Source organism: Nocardia sp. FDAARGOS_372 (genome assembly GCF_002554515.1).
Classification (GTDB): Bacteria; Actinomycetota; Actinomycetes; order Mycobacteriales; family Mycobacteriaceae; genus Nocardia; species Nocardia farcinica.
Genome location: NZ_PDDW01000001.1, coordinates 4480491 through 4496939, shown reverse-complemented (window position 1 = coordinate 4496939; position 16449 = coordinate 4480491). Strand labels below are relative to the sequence as shown.

The following is a 16449-nucleotide window of genomic DNA, read 5'->3' as shown; positions in this document are numbered from 1 at the left end:
GCCGGGAGTCTCGTGCTGTCAGGTTACTCCCGCGGGCGTGGCTACCGGCCGGTCGACGCGCGGGCGTTGGCGGCGACGCGCCGGGCGCGACTACCGTGGAATCCCATGCGGAAGACGCCTCTGGTCCTGCTCGCACTGTGCGCGGCGATCGCCACCGCCTGCTCGGGCGGCGGCACCACCGCCACCTCGACGTCGACGGCCCAGCCCGCCGCGTCGACCTCGGCCACCGAGCCGTCCACCGGCACCGGCACGCCGGTCGCCCGCGACTGCGGCGCGGAGTTCCTCGGCTCGCTCACCACCCGGCAGAAGCTGGCGCAGCTGCTCACCGTGGGCATCACCGGCACCGCCGACGCGCTCGACGTGGTGAACCGCGAGCAGATCGGCGGCATCTTCGTCGGCAGCTGGACCGATCCGTCGCTGCTGGCGGACGGGCAGCTCCCGCAGGTGCAGGCCGCCGCGCGGGTACCGGTGATGGTGACGATCGACGAGGAGGGCGGCCGCGTCTCGCGCGCCCGTGACCTCGTCGGCGCCGCCCCCTCGGCCCGCGACACCGCGCAGACCATGACGCCGGAGGAGTTCTACCAGGCCACCCTGACCCGCGGCCGGGCGCTGAAGGACCTCGGCATCACGGTGAACTTCGCCCCCGACGTCGACGTCAGCGCCCAGCCCGACGACTCGGTGATCGGCGACCGCTCCTTCTCCGACGATCCCGCGGTGGTCACCCGCTACGCCGAGGCCTACATCCGCGCCATGCGCGAGGTCGGCGTCGGCACGGTGATGAAACACTTCCCCGGCCACGGCTCCGGTTCCGGCGATTCGCACACCGGCGCGGTGCGCACGCCGCCGTTCGAGCAGCTCCAGGCCGTCGACCTGGTGCCCTACCGCGAGCTGATCGGCTCCGGCGCGGCGGTGATGGTCGGCCACCTCGACGTGCCCGGCCTCACCACCCCGGACGTGCCTGCGAGTATCAGCCCGCAGGTGATGACCCTGTTGCGCCAGGGCACCGGCTACGGCGCCGCGCCGTTCCAGGGTCCGATCTTCACCGACGACCTGGGCGGCATGGCCGCGATCACGTCCCGGATGAGCATCGAGGAGGCGGTGGAGGCCGCGCTGGTCGCCGGCGCCGACAACGCCCTGTGGATCACCACCGACGCGGTCACCTCGGTGCTGGACCGGCTGGAACAGGCGGTCGCGAGCGGCCGGTTGCCGATGGCGCAGGTGGACGCCTCGGTGCTGCGCATGGCGGCCTACAAGGGCGTTCTGCCCTGTTGAGGTCACGGGTCGGCACGGCCGGACGGCGCACGGATCCGTCTCGGCCGAACTTACCTTGGAGTAATATCAGAGTCTCGGTTTGCGGTAGGAGAGTGGATGGCGGGCGGAACGAAACGACTTCCCCGGGCGGTTCGTGAGCAGCAGATGCTCGACGCCGCGGTGGAAGTCTTCGCGCGCAAGGGGTTCCACGATACCTCCATGGACGCCATCGCCGCCGAGGCGAAGATCTCCAAGCCGATGCTCTATCTCTACTACGGCTCCAAGGACGAGCTGTTCCGCGCCTGCATCCAGCGCGAGGGCATCCGGTTGATCGAGGCCGTCGCGCCCGCGGGCAACCCGCTGCTGTCCCCGCACGAACAGCTGCGCACCGCGTTGGAAGCGTTCCTCGGCTTCGTCGACCGCAACCGCCGCTCCTGGCAGGTGCTCTACCGGCAGGCGATCGGCCAGCAGGCCTTCGCCTCCGAGATCGACAATGCCCGCGAACGGGTCATCGAACTCACCGCCAAGCTGCTGGAGTCCAGCGCCAAGCACGCCGAGCCCGGCACGAACTTCGACATCGTCGCCGCCGCCGTCATCGGTGCGGGGGAGGCCATCGCCGATCGCGTCGCGGGCGGGCGCATCGAGGTCTCCGAGGCCGTCGATCTGCTCGACGACCTGGCCTGGAGCGGTCTGGCGGGCCGCAAGAAGAGCGAGTAGCCGCTGGCGTTGCGCGGTGCTCGCCGCTCTGTCACGATGTGGCGCGATCGACTGCGGACAGGGCGGTATGCCGCCCGGCGGGAACGGGGGGCGGAATTGTTCGGAATGCTGCGGCCGTGCGCGCACGCGGCGCCGCGATACGGCATCGACGCGTCGCAGTGGCGTGCGCACATGTGCGGATTGTGTCTGGGGCTGCGGGACGGGCACGGACAGGTCGCCCGCGCCGCGACCAACACCGACGCGATTCTGCTGAGCGTGCTCACCGAGGCGCAGGCGCCGCCGCTCGCGGCCCGGACCGAGGCGGGCCGCTGCCCGCTGCGGGGGATGGCGCGCGCCGAGGTGGCCGCGGCCGACGCTCCGGGTGTGCAGCTGGCCGCGACCGCATCCCTGCTGCTCGGTGCGGCCGCGCTGCGCGACCGGGTCGACGACGGCGACGCCGCCCCGCTGACCGGGCGGCCGATGGTCCGGCTGTCGGCGTCGTGGGCGGCGCGGGCGCGCACCCAGGCACGGCGGATCGGCTTCGACGTGGACCCGCTGGTCGCGGCGATCGCCGCGCAGACCGACCGCGAGCGGTCCGCCACCGACCTCGCCGAGCTGACCGCGGCCACCCAGCTGTGCGCCGCAGAGTTCTTCGCCCACACCGCCGTGCTCGCGGGCCGCGCCGACAACGCCGAGCACTTACGCACGGCCGGAACACATTTCGGCCGCATCGCACACCTCGCCGACGCCGTGCAGGATCTCGACGCCGACCGCACGACCGGCCGGTTCAACCCACTCGACGCCTCCGACACGTCCGTGGCCCAGGCACAGGCCCTGATCCAGGAGTCCGACGCGCAGATCCGCCGGGCCCTCGCGGCCGCCGAACTCGCCGAGGTCCCCACGGTGCGCTGGATGCTGCTCGACCCACTGCACGCGGTGCTGCACCGCGTGGGTGCCGGCACCCGTCATCGCCCCATCCGGCCGGGCATCGGCGCGGCCATCGGCATCACCCTCACCCAGTACTGCACCGGGTACGCCTGCTGCGCCGACCACACCAATCCCTGCACCGGCCGACGGGAACAGGCCTGGCGCAAGAGCTGCGACTGCGGTTCCTGCTGTGACTGCGCGAATTGCTGCTCCGGCTGCGACGGCAAGGGCGGCTGCTGCGACGGGTGCGGGTGCTGCGACTGCTGAACCGCCCCCGGGAACAGCTTGTCCCGGGGGCGGTTTCGCCTCGAAATATCAGCGCAGCGTCGCGGTGAGGTGCGGATACCCCTTCTTCGGGTGCCGCAGCGCCAGATCCCAGCCGCCGTCGACCTGATCGGCGTACACATTCACGGTGGCGGGCAGCAGGATCGGCTTGCCGAACTTCACCGAGTAGGCCACCTTCTCCGGAATCCGGCCCTCGACATTGCTCAGCACGTTGGCCGCCGACCACATGCCGTGCGCGATCGCCCGTGGGAAACCGAATGCCTTGGCGCCCAACGCCGAGGTGTGGATCGGGTTGTGATCGCCGGAGGCCTGGGCGTACCGGGTGATCATCTTCTGATCCACCCGGATGGTGCGCAGCGGCGGCGGGGGCACCTCCTCCGGTTTCGGCTCGGGCTTCGGCCCGCCCGACAGTGAGGTGCGCTGCTGGTGCAGGAAGGTGGTGACCTGCCGCCACACCTGCTCGCGGCCCACGCTCACCTCGGTGATCGCGTCCACCAGGAGCCCGCGCGGATGCTCGCGCAGATTCTCGATGTGGGTGCGCAGATCCAGCGGCTCGCTCACCGAGATCTCCCGGCTCCGCTCGATCAGGTTCTGCGCGTGCACCGCGCCCACCGCCACGAACGGGAAGTCGCGCGCCACCACAAGCCGCATCGCCAGCGGGAAGCTGAGGATGAACGGATAGGTCAGCGGCAGCTCGTCACCGAAGCGCAGCCCGGTGGCCCGGCAGTAGTCGGCCAGGTGGTCGGGATCCACCCGCAGCCCGCGCAGCTCGACCACCCGGTCGGGCAGCGTCTGCTTGCGCGCCGACAGCGGCAGCGGCACCGCGCCCAGGGCCGCCTGCACGAAGAGCTTGCTGTTCTTCGGCGGCTCGGTGAGCGTGATCACCTGCGTCTTGTCCGTCATGCGCCGCCTCACGCCCCGAGCATGGCCTGGCCGCACACGCGCAGAACATTGCCGTTCACGGCGTTGGACGCGGGGCTGGCGAAGTAGGCGATGGCCTCGGCGACGTCGACGGTCTGGCCGCCCTGCAGCAGCGAACTCATCAACCGGCCCGCCTCGCGGGTGGCCAGCGGGATCGCGGCCGTCATCGCGGTCTCGATGAAGCCGGGCGCGACGGCGTTGATGGTGATGCCCTTCTCGGCCAGCTTCGGCGCCTCGGCCTGCACCATGCCGATGACACCGGCCTTGGAGGCGCCGTAGTTGGTCTGGCCGCGGTTGCCCGCGATGCCCGCGATGGAGGACACGTCGATCACCCGGCCGCCCTCCTTCAGCACGCCCTTGGCCACCAGGGCCTCGGTGATGCGGTGCGGGGCCGCGAGATTGACGTTGATGACGGCGTTCCAGCGCGCGTCGTCCATGTTGGCGAGCAGCTTGTCGCGGGTGATGCCTGCGTTGTGCACGATGATGTCGAGGCCGCCGAAGCGTTCGGTGACGAACTCGGCCAGCTTCTCGGCCGCGTCGGGCGCGGTGACGTCCAGCGCGAGCGCGGTGCCGCCGACCTTGTTGGCGGTCTCCGACAGCGCGTCGCCCGCGGCCGGGATGTCGGCCACGATCACCTTCGCGCCGTCCCGGGCGAACACCTCGGCGATGGTCGCGCCGATGCCGCGGGCCGCGCCGGTGACCACGGCGACCTTGCCCTCGAGCGGGCGCGCCCAGTCGGCCGGGGCCGCGGAGTCGTCCTTGCCGACCCGGATGACCTGGCCGTCGACGAACGCCGACTTGGCCGAGAGCAGGAAGCGCAGCGTCGACTCCAGGCCGGTGGCCGAGGGCGAGGCGTCCGGGTGCAGGTAGACCAGCTGGGCGGTGGCACCGCGCAGCAGCTCCTTGCCCACCGAGCGGGTGAAGCCCTCGAGCGCGCGCTGGGCGATCTGCTCCTCGACGCTCGCGGCCAGCTCGGGCGTGGTGCCGATGACGACGAGCCGGCCCGAGGCCGCGATGCTGCGCATGGCGGGCTGGAAGAACTCGTAGAGCTGGGCGAGATCCTCGATCGAGCCGATGCCGGTCGCGTCGAAGACCAGCGCGCCGTACTTGGTGCCCTGGGTCAGCGAGTCGGCGAAGGTGTAGTCCGACAGCAGCGCGCGCACCGGCTCGGCGACGCGGCCCTTGCCGCCGAGCAGCACCGGGCCGGGCAGGGCGGGCTCGCCGGGGGTGTAGCGGCGCAGCGTCTCCGGCTGGGGCAGGCCCAGCTTGCTCGCCAGGAACTGGCCCGGGGCGGAGTGGACGAACGATCCGTAGAGGTTGGGTGCACCCTTGCTCTTGGCTGCCACAGTTCCTACCTTTTCTCTCTCGTTTTCCGGGTGTCTGTGTTCGCCCCGCCTGCGCCGGGTACGGCAGCACAGCGGGTGCGTGCGTTCCGAACCACATTCGCGGGGTGCGGTGTCGACAACAAACTTACTCCAGAGTAAGTTTAATGTAAACCGCAGCGACGAGACCCTTGGAGACTCGAGTGACCAGCAAAGCCCGTAGCGCCAAGAGCACGGCAAGCACTGCCAAGACCGCGCGCCCGGTCGCCATCGTTGGCGGCAACCGCATTCCGTTCGCTCGCTCCGATCGGGCGTACGCGAAGGCCAGCAACCAGGACATGTTCACCGCGGCGCTGGACGGCCTGGTGAGCCGGTTCAACCTGCAGGGCGAGCGGCTGGGCATGGTCGTCGGCGGCGCCGTGCTCAAGCGCGTCGGCGAGCACGGCATGATCCGCGAGAGCGTGCTCGGCAGCAAGCTCTCGCCCTACACCCCGGCCCACGACCTGCAGCTGGCGTGTGGCACCGGCCTGCAGTCGATCGTCACCGTCGGCGACGCCATCGCGCTCGGCCGGATCGAGGCGGGCATCGGCGGCGGCACCGACACCACCTCGGACGCGCCGATCGGCGTCAGCGAGTCGATGCGCGAGTGGATGCTGCAGGCCAACCGCGCCAAGACCAACAAGGACCGGCTCAAGCTGGTCGGTCAGCTGCGCCCGGGCATGCTCGGCATCGAGATCCCGCGCAACGCCGAACCGCGCACCGGCCTGTCGATGGGCGAGCACGCCGCCATCACCGCCAAGGAGTTCGGCATCAGCCGCGAGGCGCAGGACGAGCTGGCCTACCTCTCGCACAAGAACATGGCCGCCGCCTACGACCGGGGCTTCTTCGACGACCTGATCACCCCCTTCCTCGGTCTGACCCGCGACGACAACCTGCGCCCGGACTCCTCGCTCGAGAAGCTGGCCAAGCTGAAGCCGGTCTTCGGCGTGCAGGCCGGTGACGCGACCATGACCGCGGGCAACTCCACCCCGCTCACCGACGGCGCCTCCGCGGTGCTGCTCTCCAGCGAGGAGTGGGCCGCCGAACGCAACCTGCCGGTGCTGGCCCGCCTGGTCGACAGCGAGGTCGCCGCGGTCGACTACGTGCACGGCCCGGACGGCCTGCTGATGGCCCCCACCTACGCGGTGCCGCGCCTGCTCGCCCGCAACGGCCTGACCCTGCAGGACTTCGACTACTACGAGATCCACGAGGCGTTCGCCTCGGTCGTGCTCGCGACGCTGCAGGCCTGGGAGTCCGACCAGTACTGCAAGGAACGGCTGGGCCTGGACGGCGCGCTCGGCTCGATCGACCGCAGCAAGCTCAACGTCAACGGTTCCTCGCTGGCCGCGGGCCACCCGTTCGCGGCGACCGGCGGCCGCATCGTCGCGGCCACCGCCAAGCAGCTCGCGGAGAACGGCGGCGGGCGCGCGCTGATCTCCATCTGCGCGGCCGGCGGCCAGGGCGTGGTCGCGATCCTCGAGCGGTAATCGCTCGGCGAATGCGCACAGGCGGCACCGGGAACCATCCTGGTGCCGCCTTTCTTTTCGTCGCGATGCAGCGCGATGCGGCCTTGTGAGCTTTATCATCGGTGCGCGGCAACCTTCTCAGATTTTCTTCCGCGGGAAAGTAGCGGATCGGAGCAATGACCTGGCAAATCGCTGCGGTCGCGAAACGGCAGAACCGGTCGTCCGCCGCCGCAAGGGCTTGCCTGGAAATGATCTCTGTGTTTACGTGCTCGTAACCCTGCCGCGTGGAGGGGTTCGCGTGCTGTTCGCACCCGGAGCGCGGTGAGGTGGGACAGGAAGGCTGAAAATCTGATGCGAATCGGTGTCACCCTGCGCGCCGCCGCCGTCGCGCTGGCGGCGGCCATCGGCTTCGCGCTCGCGGCCACCGGCCCGGCGGGCGCGACGAGCGAACTGGATCGCTATCTCGATCTCCCCCTGGTCAACCGGGACGCCGCGGCCGGTCCCGGTGGCGTGCACCCGGACCTGCCCTACGACGCAGCGCAGCTGCGCGAGCTGCTGGACCGGGCTCGCGCGCAGGGCGTCGCGCCCACCCGGTATGCCGCGCTGCTGTTCCAGTACTGGCTGGTGGCGGCGACCGACCGCGCGGGCATCGACCTGAGTTCCTGGGATCCGCGGGCCGGTGTGCAGGCCAACCGCGAGAACCTCATCAAGTCCTACCGCTATTACGAAGACCTGCAACTCGAGCACCGCGAACTGCAATGGGCCGGAATGGCCGGGCAGGTCGGCGCCGACTTCGGCGGCGGACTGCTCGATTTCGAGCTGATGGGCACCATGTATTCGCTGCCCGGCCTGTCCGAATCGGCGCGCTCGGTGGTCGCGGCCGTGCAGCAGGCCGCGGGCCCGGCCGCGGTGACGATGCTGCCCCGCGGACTGGCCGCGCTGGCCGAGGCGGGTTCGCAGATCACCCCCGAGGACATCCGCTACATCATCGGAATGATCCTGGTGATGCAGAAGAACATCTTCTCGGATCTCATGCCGCTGCACACCGCGTATGTGCGCGAAGGACTGCCGGCCATCGAGGAATTCCAGCGCGCGGGGCTGATCGACGCGTCGGTGCTGACCGCGTGGCGCGACATCGCCTCGGGTGACCACGACCGCATCGCGGCGGGCAACGCCACGCTGCTGCGCCGCGAGCAGGAATGGGCGATCGGCGCGCAATGGGATCATGTCCGCGAATACAAGGGAAGCGTCGGCGAAGCCATCACCTATGTGAGCGGCGCCGCGGGCTCCCCGTCGGTCGCCGGTGTGCTGCCGCCACGCGAATTCCGCCCGGTGCAGATCCCCTTCACCGGAACCGACGGCCGCGCCATGATTCTCACGCTGCCGCTGCCGGGGTGGAATTGGTCGGTGCTGGACGACCGGTGGGATTACATCACCACCGAACTGCTGCCCAAGTACAAGGATCAGGTGGCGAACAACTGGCCCGCGCTGGAAGCCGTGATGCGGACACCCTACGAGGTGCAGATGGAAACGCATAGGCCGCTGCTGACCATTCCGCAGCTGCTCGAATCGGCGGCCAGGGGCCTGCGAATCACTCCCGCGGAAACGGAAATGGCGGTGCGCTGACATGGGTTGGAAGACGATCACGGCCGCGCTCGCGGGCGCGGCACTGACGATGTCGGCTGCGGGCGCCGCCGTGGCGGAACCGCTGCCGCCGCGCACGCCGGGCCTGAACGAGGTGTTCAACGGCTACGTCGTCGGCGCGCTGCAAGGCGCCACCGTCGCCTCCCCCGACGAGATTCTCCGTGGTCTGCGGGCCGACGACCCCTTCTACGAAGAACCGCCGCTCACCGGCGCCGAGCAGCCGGGCACGGTGCTGAAGTCGAAGAAGGTCGACGTGCTGTTCACCGGTGTGAAGCCGGCGAACCTCGACGCTTACAAGCTCATGTACGTCACCACCGGGCTGGACGGGGTCACGCCGATCATCAGCACCGGCATCCTGATGATCCCGGTGGACGGGCAGCCGGTCGGTGAGAAGCACCTGATCTCCTACCAGGAGGCCAACGACAGCGTCGGTCCGTCCTGTCATCCGAGCACCCAGTGGACCGGCGGGGCGCCCATGGACGGCGCGTCCTGGTCGGCCCTCGGCCCGCTGGCGCTGATGTTCGGCAAGGGCCACGCGGTGATGATCTCCGATGTCGGCAACGACGCCGACCGGGATCCGCACGGTGTGTTCGCGGGCAAGTTCGCCGCGCGCGCCCAGCTCGACGGCGCCCGCGCCGCGCTGAACTTCACCGAGGGCGGGCTGAATCCCGACGCGCAGGTGGCGCTGTTCGGCATCGCGGGCGGCGGCGTCGGCGCCGCCTTCGCCGCCGAACTCCAGCCGACCTACGCCCCGGACCTCGACGTGAAGTCCACCGTGCTCGAGGGCATGGTCGTCAACCCGCGCAACTTCATGCGCGTCGCCGACGGCTCGGTCGGCTCCGGCTTCGCCTTCGCCACCCTGCTCGGCCTCGAGCCGTGGTACCCGGAGATGGAGCTGGACGCGAAACTGAACCCGGCGGGCAAGGCCGTCGCCGACTACTACCGCACCCAGTGCCAGACCCCCGCCTACTTCACGCTGCCGTTCCTCCCGCTGAACACCCTGTTCACCTCGGGTGTGCACCCGGCCGACGAGCCCGCCTTCCAGCACGTGTTCGAGGACAACGTGCTCGGCCGGTCGGGCACCCCGGGCGCGCCGGTGCTCATCGCCTCGTGCGCGGCCGACGATTCGTTCATGTCGCTGGTGCCCGCCCGCGACGCCCGCGAGCTCGCCGACACCTACCGGGCGGCGGGCGCCGACGTCACCTACGCGCCCACCGACTGCAGCATGGTCACCATGCTGACCAACCTCTACCAGTGGGGCACGGACCTGTTCGGCATGCAGACCATCGACTGGCTCGACAGCCGGTTCGAGTGACGAGGTGACGGAGGCTCCCCCGGGCGACGCCGGGGGAGCCTTCGCTCATGTCCGCGGCAATTCGTTGTGCCCGCCGAAGGCCTTGCGCATCGCCGAGAGCACCTTGTCGGCGTACAGCGACTCCCCGCGCGAGGAGAACCGCCCGAACAGCGCCGCCGCCAGTACCGGCGCGGGCACGCCGGTATCGATCGCCGCGTCCAGCGTCCACCGACCCTCGCCGGAATCGGACACCCGGCCGCCGAAGGAATCCAGGTTCGGGTCGGCGTGCAGCGCCGCCGCCGTGAGGTCCAGCAGCCAGGAGGCCACCACCGAACCACGCCGCCACACTTCGGTGACTTGCGGCACATCGATGCGGTAGCGGTAGTGCTCGGGGTGTTCGAGCGGCGTCTCCTCGGCGGAGAACTCCCCGGAGTGCGACAGACCGTAGTCGGCCTTGTGGAGAATGTTGAGCCCTTCGGCGTAGGCCGCCATCGCCCCGTATTCGATGCCGTTGTGCACCATCTTGACGAAATGCCCGGCGCCGGCCGGTCCGCAGTGCAGGTAGCCCTGTTCGGCGGGGGTGGGCTCGCCGGTGCGGCCGGGCGTGCGCGGCGCCGCGTCCACGCCAGGGGCGATCGACTTCAGCAGCGGGTCGAGATGCGCGACCGGCTCCGGCTCCCCGCCGATCATCAGGCAGAATCCGCGGTCGAGGCCGAACACCCCGCCCGAGGTGCCGATGTCGACGTAGTGGATGCCCTTCGGCTTCAGCTCCTCGGCCCGCCGGATGTCGTCGTGGTAGCGGCTGTTGCCGCCGTCGATCACGATGTCGCCCGGCTCCAGCAGCTCGGCCACCTCGGCGATCACCGCCCCGGTCGCGCCCGCCGGGATCATCACCCACACCACCCGCGGCGTCTCCAGGGCGGCGACGAACTCGCGCAGGTCGGTCGTGCCCTGGAAGCGTTCGCCCAGCTCGGCCCGCAGTTCCTCGATGTTGGCGCTCTTGCGTTCGTACCCGACGGCGGTGTGCCCGTCACGGACGATCCGGCGGACGATGTTGCCGCCCATCCGGCCCAGGCCGATCATTCCCAGCTGCATTCGATCCCTCTCTCCTCGGGGTGAGCGGTGCTCCGGTGGCCTTCTTCTCGATTCTGCGCGCGATGTGTAACGCGCGGTGCGCTGCCCCGATAAACAGATCGGCTCCGTGCAGTTGCCAGACCCCCGACCCGGCAACTGCGCGGAGCCTTATTCGTGTGCGCTCACCGATGCCCCGTCCGACCCGTTGCGTGCTGTTTGCTGCCCCTTTTCGCCGGGCTGACGATGTCCGGAGAGGTCGGTATCGTGGCCGGGGGTCCGCAGGTGGCGGGCCCGCGAGGGAGATCTGCACGGAAGGACGGTTCGTGACCAGCGAGTCGAGCACCGGACGCCACGGTCAGGGCCGCCGAGCGGGCGGCGAGGTCGGTCTGCGCCAGCTCCTCGAATCGAACCGGCTGGCCGAGGCGCCCACCACCCAGTTCCGTGTCCCCCAGCAGACCGACGGTCCGCAACAGAGCGACGTCCCGCGGCAGAGCGCGGACGGCGCGGAGTGGCCCGGTGATTCCTCACCCACCGTGCCCATCGGCACCGGCCGTGCCGGCGCACCCGCGCCCGGAGCGGGCGCCCCGCCGCGACGCCCGACGGTACCGCCCGGACGCACCGGCGGTGAGCGACCCGGGCCATGGTGGCAGCAGCGCACCGCCCGGCGCGCGGGACTCGCCGTCGGCGCCGTGCTGGCCGTCGCGGGTATCGCCTACGCCGCCGACGCCGCGCTCAGCGCCGGTGAGGTGCCGCGCGGCGTCGTGGTCGCCGGCGTCGACATCGGCGGCATGGACATCGACGAGGCCGACACCAGACTGCGTGCCGCCCTCGACGGCCGCGCCGACCAGGAGGTGCCGCTGCGCATCGGCGACGTGCAGGACCGGATGGTCCCCGCCGCCGCGGGGCTCGGCATCGACTGGGCGGGCACCTGGGACCGCATCGGTGGTCAGCCCATCAACCCGGTCACCCGCTTCATCTCCCTGTTCGGTACCCGCCACGTCGCGGTGGCCAGCACCGTCGACGACGCCGCGCTCGACCGCCAGCTCGACGCGCTGAAGGTGCACGACCAGCCCACCGTCGAAGGCACCATCCGCTTCGACAGCGCCCAGCCCGTCGCCGTGCCGCCGGTCCCCGGCCGCGTCCTGGACCGCGCCGCCGCCCGCACCGAGATGATCGAGCACTGGATCGAGGGCGACCCGCTCACCCTCCCGGTCGTCCCCGCACCGCTCACCGTCCAGCCCGAGGCCGTCGACCGCGCTCTGCGGGAGATCGCCCTGCCCGCCGTGAGCGGTGACGTCGTGTTCGAGGGCAAGGGCGCCAGGGCCGTGCTCACCCCGCAGCAGATCGCGACCGTGCTGTCCTTCACCCCCGACGGCCAGGGCGGACTCGCGGCGAACTACAACCACGACGCCGCGGTCGCCGCGCTCGCCCCGCAGCTGGCCACCTCCGAGATCGAACCCAAGGACGCCACCTTCGCCCTCACCGGCGGCAGGCCCCGGGTGGTGCCCGCCGTCGTCGGCGACAAGGTCAACTGGGCCAAGACCCTCGAACAGCTGCCCGCGCTGTTGGTCGCCCAGCAGCGCACCGCCCAGGCCGTCTACGAGAAGGTCGAGCCCAAGCTCACCACCGAGGCCGCCGAGAAGCTCGGCATCGTCGAGCCCATGGGCGAATTCACCACCAGCGGTTTCAGCGGACCGTCCGGGGTGAACATCCGCACCGTCGCCCGCAAGGTCAACGGCGCGGTGGTGCGCCCGGGAGAAACGTTCTCGCTCAACGGGTTCACCGGCCCGCGCGGCACGGCCGAAGGGTACGTCGAGTCCGGCATCATCGACCACGGCCGCCCGAGCACCGCCGTCGGCGGCGGCATCAGCCAGTTCGCCACCACCCTCTACAACGCCGCCTACTTCGCCGGCCTGGAGGACGCGGGCCACACCGAACACAGCTACTACATCTCCCGCTACCCCGCCGCCCGCGAAGCCACCGTCTTCGACGGCGCCATCGACCTCAAGTTCCGCAACAACACCGAATCCGGCGTCTACATCGAAGCTTTCGCCACCGACTCGGAGGTCACCGTGCGCCTGTGGGGCACCAAGACCGTCAACGTCGAGTCCATCACCGGCGAACGCACCAAGCCCACCGAGCCCACCACCATCACCCTGCCCAAGGGCAAGGATTGCATCGCCTCCGAGGGCGCCCCCGGCTTCACCGTCAGCGACACCCGCGTGATCACCGACCGGAAGACCGGCCGCGAGATCTCCCGGACCACCCGCACGGTGAAGTACGACCCCATCCCGATCGTCAAGTGCGAGTGAACCGCTCTTGATACCCCTGAATAGGGGGCAGGGAAACGTTACAGTTCATTTTTGTGAAACAAATCACACGCTAGCTTTCCGGTTGCTGACCTGCCGGTAATTCTGGGGGCACGGCGCCTTCGCGACGGTTGCCGTCGAATGGTGGGAATTGCCGGGGATTTCATGGGCGGGCGGCCGCCACCCGCTGCTCGGAAACACGCATCGACCGGGGAATCCGTCGCTCGTGCCCAGCTCGGGCGTACCGCAGCCACCGACGGTCGGCTCCGCGGGCCGGTCGCTCGGGTGTCTTCGAACCGAGAATTTCACCGCGCGAACAGCTAATAATCAGCGAAAACCGCCGGATCGGCCGGTGCGCGAAATAGTGTGCGCGCCGAAACGCCCGTGATAGAAAAATTCTCGATTGATCACATACGTGATCGACGGAAATAAACTGTCCCGGAGGGGTATTCACTGTGAAGATTCGTACGTTCGGCATCGCCCTCGTCGCCGCCGCCGGCCTGGTGCTCGCCGGCGCCGGTGCCGCGACCGCCGAAGAGACTCCGGCCACCGGCACCGGTTCGGCCGAGGCGCTGCCCGCGCTGCTGGAGCTGCTGTCGTCCGGTTCGTCCGAGGCGCCTGCCGGTGAGGTCGCTGATGAGGCGCCGGTCGGCACAGGCTCGGCGGAGGCGCTGCCCGCGCTGCTGGAGCTGCTGTCGTCCGGTTCGTCCGAGGCGCCTGCCGGTGAGGTCGCCGACGAGACGCCCGTCGACACCGGTTCGGCCCAGCTGCTGCCCGCGCTGCTGGAACTGCTGTCCTCCGGTTCGTCCGCAGCCCCCGGCGAGACCCCCGCTCCCTGACCGCCGCCGGACAATTCCGAACGGAAAACCACGCCGGTGCGCGCGTAAATCATTGAACCGGCAGGACTTTCCGACCGACACGCAGCATTCGCACCCTGTTCACCGACCGGACGACCCACGCAAATCTCGGGCGTCGAGCATATGCCGGTCGGTGGCACGGTGTCGCCGATGATTGTCGAAAGAGAAGAATCATGGGCAAGATGCGCGCGCTCGGAATCGCTGTCGCCGCCACCGCTTTCGTGCTCGCCGGCACCGGCATGGCCGCCGCCGACGAGGTCGGCACCGGCTCCGCCACCGGCTCGGCGAACTTCGTCGACGGCCTGGCCACCCTCATCACCACCGGCTCCGGCGGCGTCAAGCCACTCCCCACCGCCGGCTACACCAACCCCTACCTCGACGGCTGGAGCGCCGGCTCGTCGAACCTGCTGACCGCGCTCGGCAATCTGATCGGCACCGGCTCGGCCGCCTGAGCGGGCCCTTCCAGGCTTCGGACGGCCCGCACTCCGGGCCGTCCCCCCGACCTCTCGACCCGCACCGGCGTCGCTCCGTATCCTCCCTACATGGATCCATTGAGCCTTGTGGTCGGTGGCGGTCTGGTCGGCATCGGCTGGCTCCTCGGCCGGTTCGTCCCCCGCCGCCGCACCCGGTCCAACCCGCAGCTGACAGCCCGCTGCGGCTGCGGCCACGACCTGGCCCTGCACGACCGCACCGACGGCACCTGCCACGCCGAAACCTCGCGCCGCGGCACCCACGGCCTGCGCGAATGGGTCCGCTGCAACTGCCGCCGCTACACCGGCCCCACCCCGCTCGAAGACGTCTTCGCCCCGCCCATCCTCCCCCCGGAGAAGTAACCCGCGCGGAGAAGCCGAGAAGGCCGTTTCTGCGCACTCCGGAGGAGTTCGACGTCCTGCGAAAGGTGCTGTACGCCTGCCGGGTGCCGGCGCGTGACTGCCGGTAGGTCGACAATCGGGATACCGTCGTTGCCGGGGTCGTCGGCGAAGGACCATTGGATTCCCGCGGTCGGAGGAGAACATTCCGGCGTGGTTTCGTCCGCGGATGGAGGAGGCGCGTTTGGAGGGGCTACGGGCCGAGGAGTTGTGGGCGCGCGAGAACTGACGCGCGGATACGTTCGGTTTTCTCCTGCGAGCTGGAAAGGCTGGGTATACGGCCATCACCCGTTCTGGTGGAATACGTGGACGCGGTGAGGCCGCTCCCTTATCCGTGACATGGGATACGTTTTCCCGGGTGGGGGAAATCTCCGCTACGGGGCGGACGTCTATTCGAAACGTCCCCTCACAACGGTGTTCGCATGAGCAGCACGTTGTATTGGCTGTGCACGGTCAGCAGGAAGTACAGATCGTCCCCGGTCTGGTAGGGGAAGATCATGGGCGCGTAGGCGGACGGCAGGTCCCGCGCATCCACCAACACCCGTGGCGGGCTCCACGGTCCTTCCGGTGCCGAGGCTGTCCGCATCACAACGGAATTCGCCGGGTCGGTGGTGAGCATGACGAACTGTCCGAGGTGGTCGTTCCACTGCACCGACAGTTCACCGACGTTGCCCACGATCGGCGCGGATGCCTTGGGGTCGTTGAGCTTCCACTCCCGCCCGTCCCAGTATTCGTAGGCGTCGATGTTGGCGATGTCGGCTTCGCGCACGCGGGAGATGAAGCCGGGATTGTCCCGTCCGGCGGGGGTGCCGAAGCGGTAGACGAACCCGTCGTTCTTCAGAAAAGCGTTCTGTTGGAACCGTTCGTGGCCGTCGATGTTGGCGCGGCGGGTGTGGGTGAGTTGGGCCCAGGTCTGGCCGCCGTCGCCGGAGGCGGCGAGGGTGGCAAAGTTGGTATGCCACTTGCCGTGGTCGCCCCATTCGCGCACCGACATCATGCTCATGTACTGCACACCGCCGACGGAGACGCCCGCGGTGGGGATGAGGCTGATCTCGATGCCGGGGATCTTCGGGCTGGGCAGCGGGTTGGGGACGACACTGTCGAAGTAGATGCCGTCGGAGGGGTCCTTGGTGCTGCTGCGGAACAGCACGTTGGAGGTCCAGGCCCACATGCTGCCCGCGAGCAGGTTGGGGAACCCGAGGCCCGCGCTGTCGCCGAAGGCGGTGATCATGCGGCCGGCGCCGTCGTCCCACATGATGCCGAGGTCGGTGCCGAGGACGTTGACGTTCTGGGTGCGGTTGGGGCTGTCCATGCCCGTCATCTGGAAGACGGCCTCGGTGGGGCCGGGCAGGTCGGGCAGGCCGCGCCAGCCGTTGAGCACCGGGATGGGGTTGACGTTGTTCGGGTCGGCGACGGCGGGGGCCGCCAGCGCGACGCTGCAGGCGGCGGCGAGCACGCCGAATCTGGCGAGTGCGGACAGCGATCGTTTCATCCG

The 16449-nt window shown here is 70.0% G+C and carries 14 protein-coding genes; 10 read left to right on the top strand and 4 right to left on the bottom strand.

Features of this window, described 5'->3' with window-relative positions:
• Window positions 1-105 precede the first annotated feature (105 nt).
• The 3 genes from CRM89_RS21195 (at window position 106) to CRM89_RS21185 (ending at window position 3141) form a co-directional block, all read left to right on the top strand.
• The gene (locus tag CRM89_RS21195) at window positions 106-1272 is read left to right on the top strand and encodes a glycoside hydrolase family 3 N-terminal domain-containing protein (RefSeq protein ID WP_011211999.1); all 1167 of its coding nucleotides are present in this window, start codon (window positions 106-108) and stop codon (window positions 1270-1272) included.
• A gap of 96 nt (window positions 1273-1368) precedes the next feature.
• Window positions 1369-1968 carry a TetR/AcrR family transcriptional regulator gene (locus CRM89_RS21190; protein WP_011211998.1) on the top strand — a complete coding sequence of 200 codons (600 nt, stop codon included), beginning with the start codon at window positions 1369-1371 and terminating at the stop codon, window positions 1966-1968.
• Between the two features lie 36 nt (window positions 1969-2004).
• Complete coding sequence (locus CRM89_RS21185; protein WP_256385949.1) at window positions 2005-3141, top strand: DUF5685 family protein; 1137 nt, start codon at window positions 2005-2007, stop codon at window positions 3139-3141.
• 48 nt (window positions 3142-3189) lie between these two features.
• Here CRM89_RS21185 and CRM89_RS21180 read toward each other — a convergent pair whose 3' ends face one another.
• Window positions 3190-4062: a MaoC/PaaZ C-terminal domain-containing protein gene (locus CRM89_RS21180; RefSeq protein ID WP_098085807.1), complete on the bottom strand. Its 873-nt coding sequence runs from the start codon at window positions 4060-4062 to the stop codon at window positions 3190-3192.
• Between the two features lie 8 nt (window positions 4063-4070).
• Window positions 4071-5426 (bottom strand): 3-oxoacyl-ACP reductase, encoded by a 1356-nt coding sequence (locus tag CRM89_RS21175; RefSeq protein WP_011211995.1) that lies wholly within the window; start codon window positions 5424-5426, stop codon window positions 4071-4073.
• A gap of 179 nt (window positions 5427-5605) precedes the next feature.
• Between CRM89_RS21175 and CRM89_RS21170 the strand changes: the two genes are divergently transcribed.
• From CRM89_RS21170 to CRM89_RS21160, 3 genes are all read left to right on the top strand, one after another.
• The gene (locus CRM89_RS21170) at window positions 5606-6928 is read left to right on the top strand and encodes an acetyl-CoA C-acetyltransferase (RefSeq protein WP_060594017.1); all 1323 of its coding nucleotides are present in this window, start codon (window positions 5606-5608) and stop codon (window positions 6926-6928) included.
• Window positions 6929-7258: 330 nt separating this feature from the next.
• On the top strand, window positions 7259-8533 hold the full coding sequence (locus tag CRM89_RS21165) for a hypothetical protein (protein WP_041560489.1): 1275 nt from the start codon (window positions 7259-7261) through the stop codon (window positions 8531-8533).
• A 1-nt stretch (window position 8534) separates the two neighbouring features.
• Window positions 8535-9866 (top strand): lipase family protein, encoded by a 1332-nt coding sequence (locus CRM89_RS21160; protein WP_098085805.1) that lies wholly within the window; start codon window positions 8535-8537, stop codon window positions 9864-9866.
• A 45-nt stretch (window positions 9867-9911) separates the two neighbouring features.
• Here CRM89_RS21160 and gnd read toward each other — a convergent pair whose 3' ends face one another.
• Window positions 9912-10940, bottom strand: coding sequence for a phosphogluconate dehydrogenase (NAD(+)-dependent, decarboxylating) (gnd, locus tag CRM89_RS21155; RefSeq protein ID WP_098085802.1), 1029 nt, complete (start codon window positions 10938-10940; stop codon window positions 9912-9914).
• Window positions 10941-11242: 302 nt separating this feature from the next.
• Between gnd and CRM89_RS21150 the strand changes: the two genes are divergently transcribed.
• The 4 genes from CRM89_RS21150 to CRM89_RS21135 all read left to right on the top strand — a co-directional run bounded on the left by CRM89_RS21150 (window position 11243) and on the right by CRM89_RS21135 (window position 14918).
• Window positions 11243-13231: a VanW family protein gene (locus tag CRM89_RS21150; protein ID WP_098085798.1), complete on the top strand. Its 1989-nt coding sequence runs from the start codon at window positions 11243-11245 to the stop codon at window positions 13229-13231.
• 452 nt (window positions 13232-13683) lie between these two features.
• A complete protein-coding gene (locus tag CRM89_RS21145; protein WP_060594021.1) occupies window positions 13684-14067 on the top strand; it encodes a hypothetical protein in 384 nt (127 codons plus the stop codon).
• A 191-nt stretch (window positions 14068-14258) separates the two neighbouring features.
• Window positions 14259-14537, top strand: coding sequence for a hypothetical protein (locus tag CRM89_RS21140; RefSeq protein WP_098085795.1), 279 nt, complete (start codon window positions 14259-14261; stop codon window positions 14535-14537).
• A gap of 90 nt (window positions 14538-14627) precedes the next feature.
• Window positions 14628-14918: a hypothetical protein gene (locus CRM89_RS21135; RefSeq protein WP_098085792.1), complete on the top strand. Its 291-nt coding sequence runs from the start codon at window positions 14628-14630 to the stop codon at window positions 14916-14918.
• Window positions 14919-15360: 442 nt separating this feature from the next.
• Here the strand turns inward: CRM89_RS21135 and CRM89_RS21130 are convergent, their stop codons facing one another.
• A complete protein-coding gene (locus tag CRM89_RS21130; protein ID WP_011211986.1) occupies window positions 15361-16446 on the bottom strand; it encodes a DUF4185 domain-containing protein in 1086 nt (361 codons plus the stop codon).
• Window positions 16447-16449 lie beyond the last annotated feature (3 nt).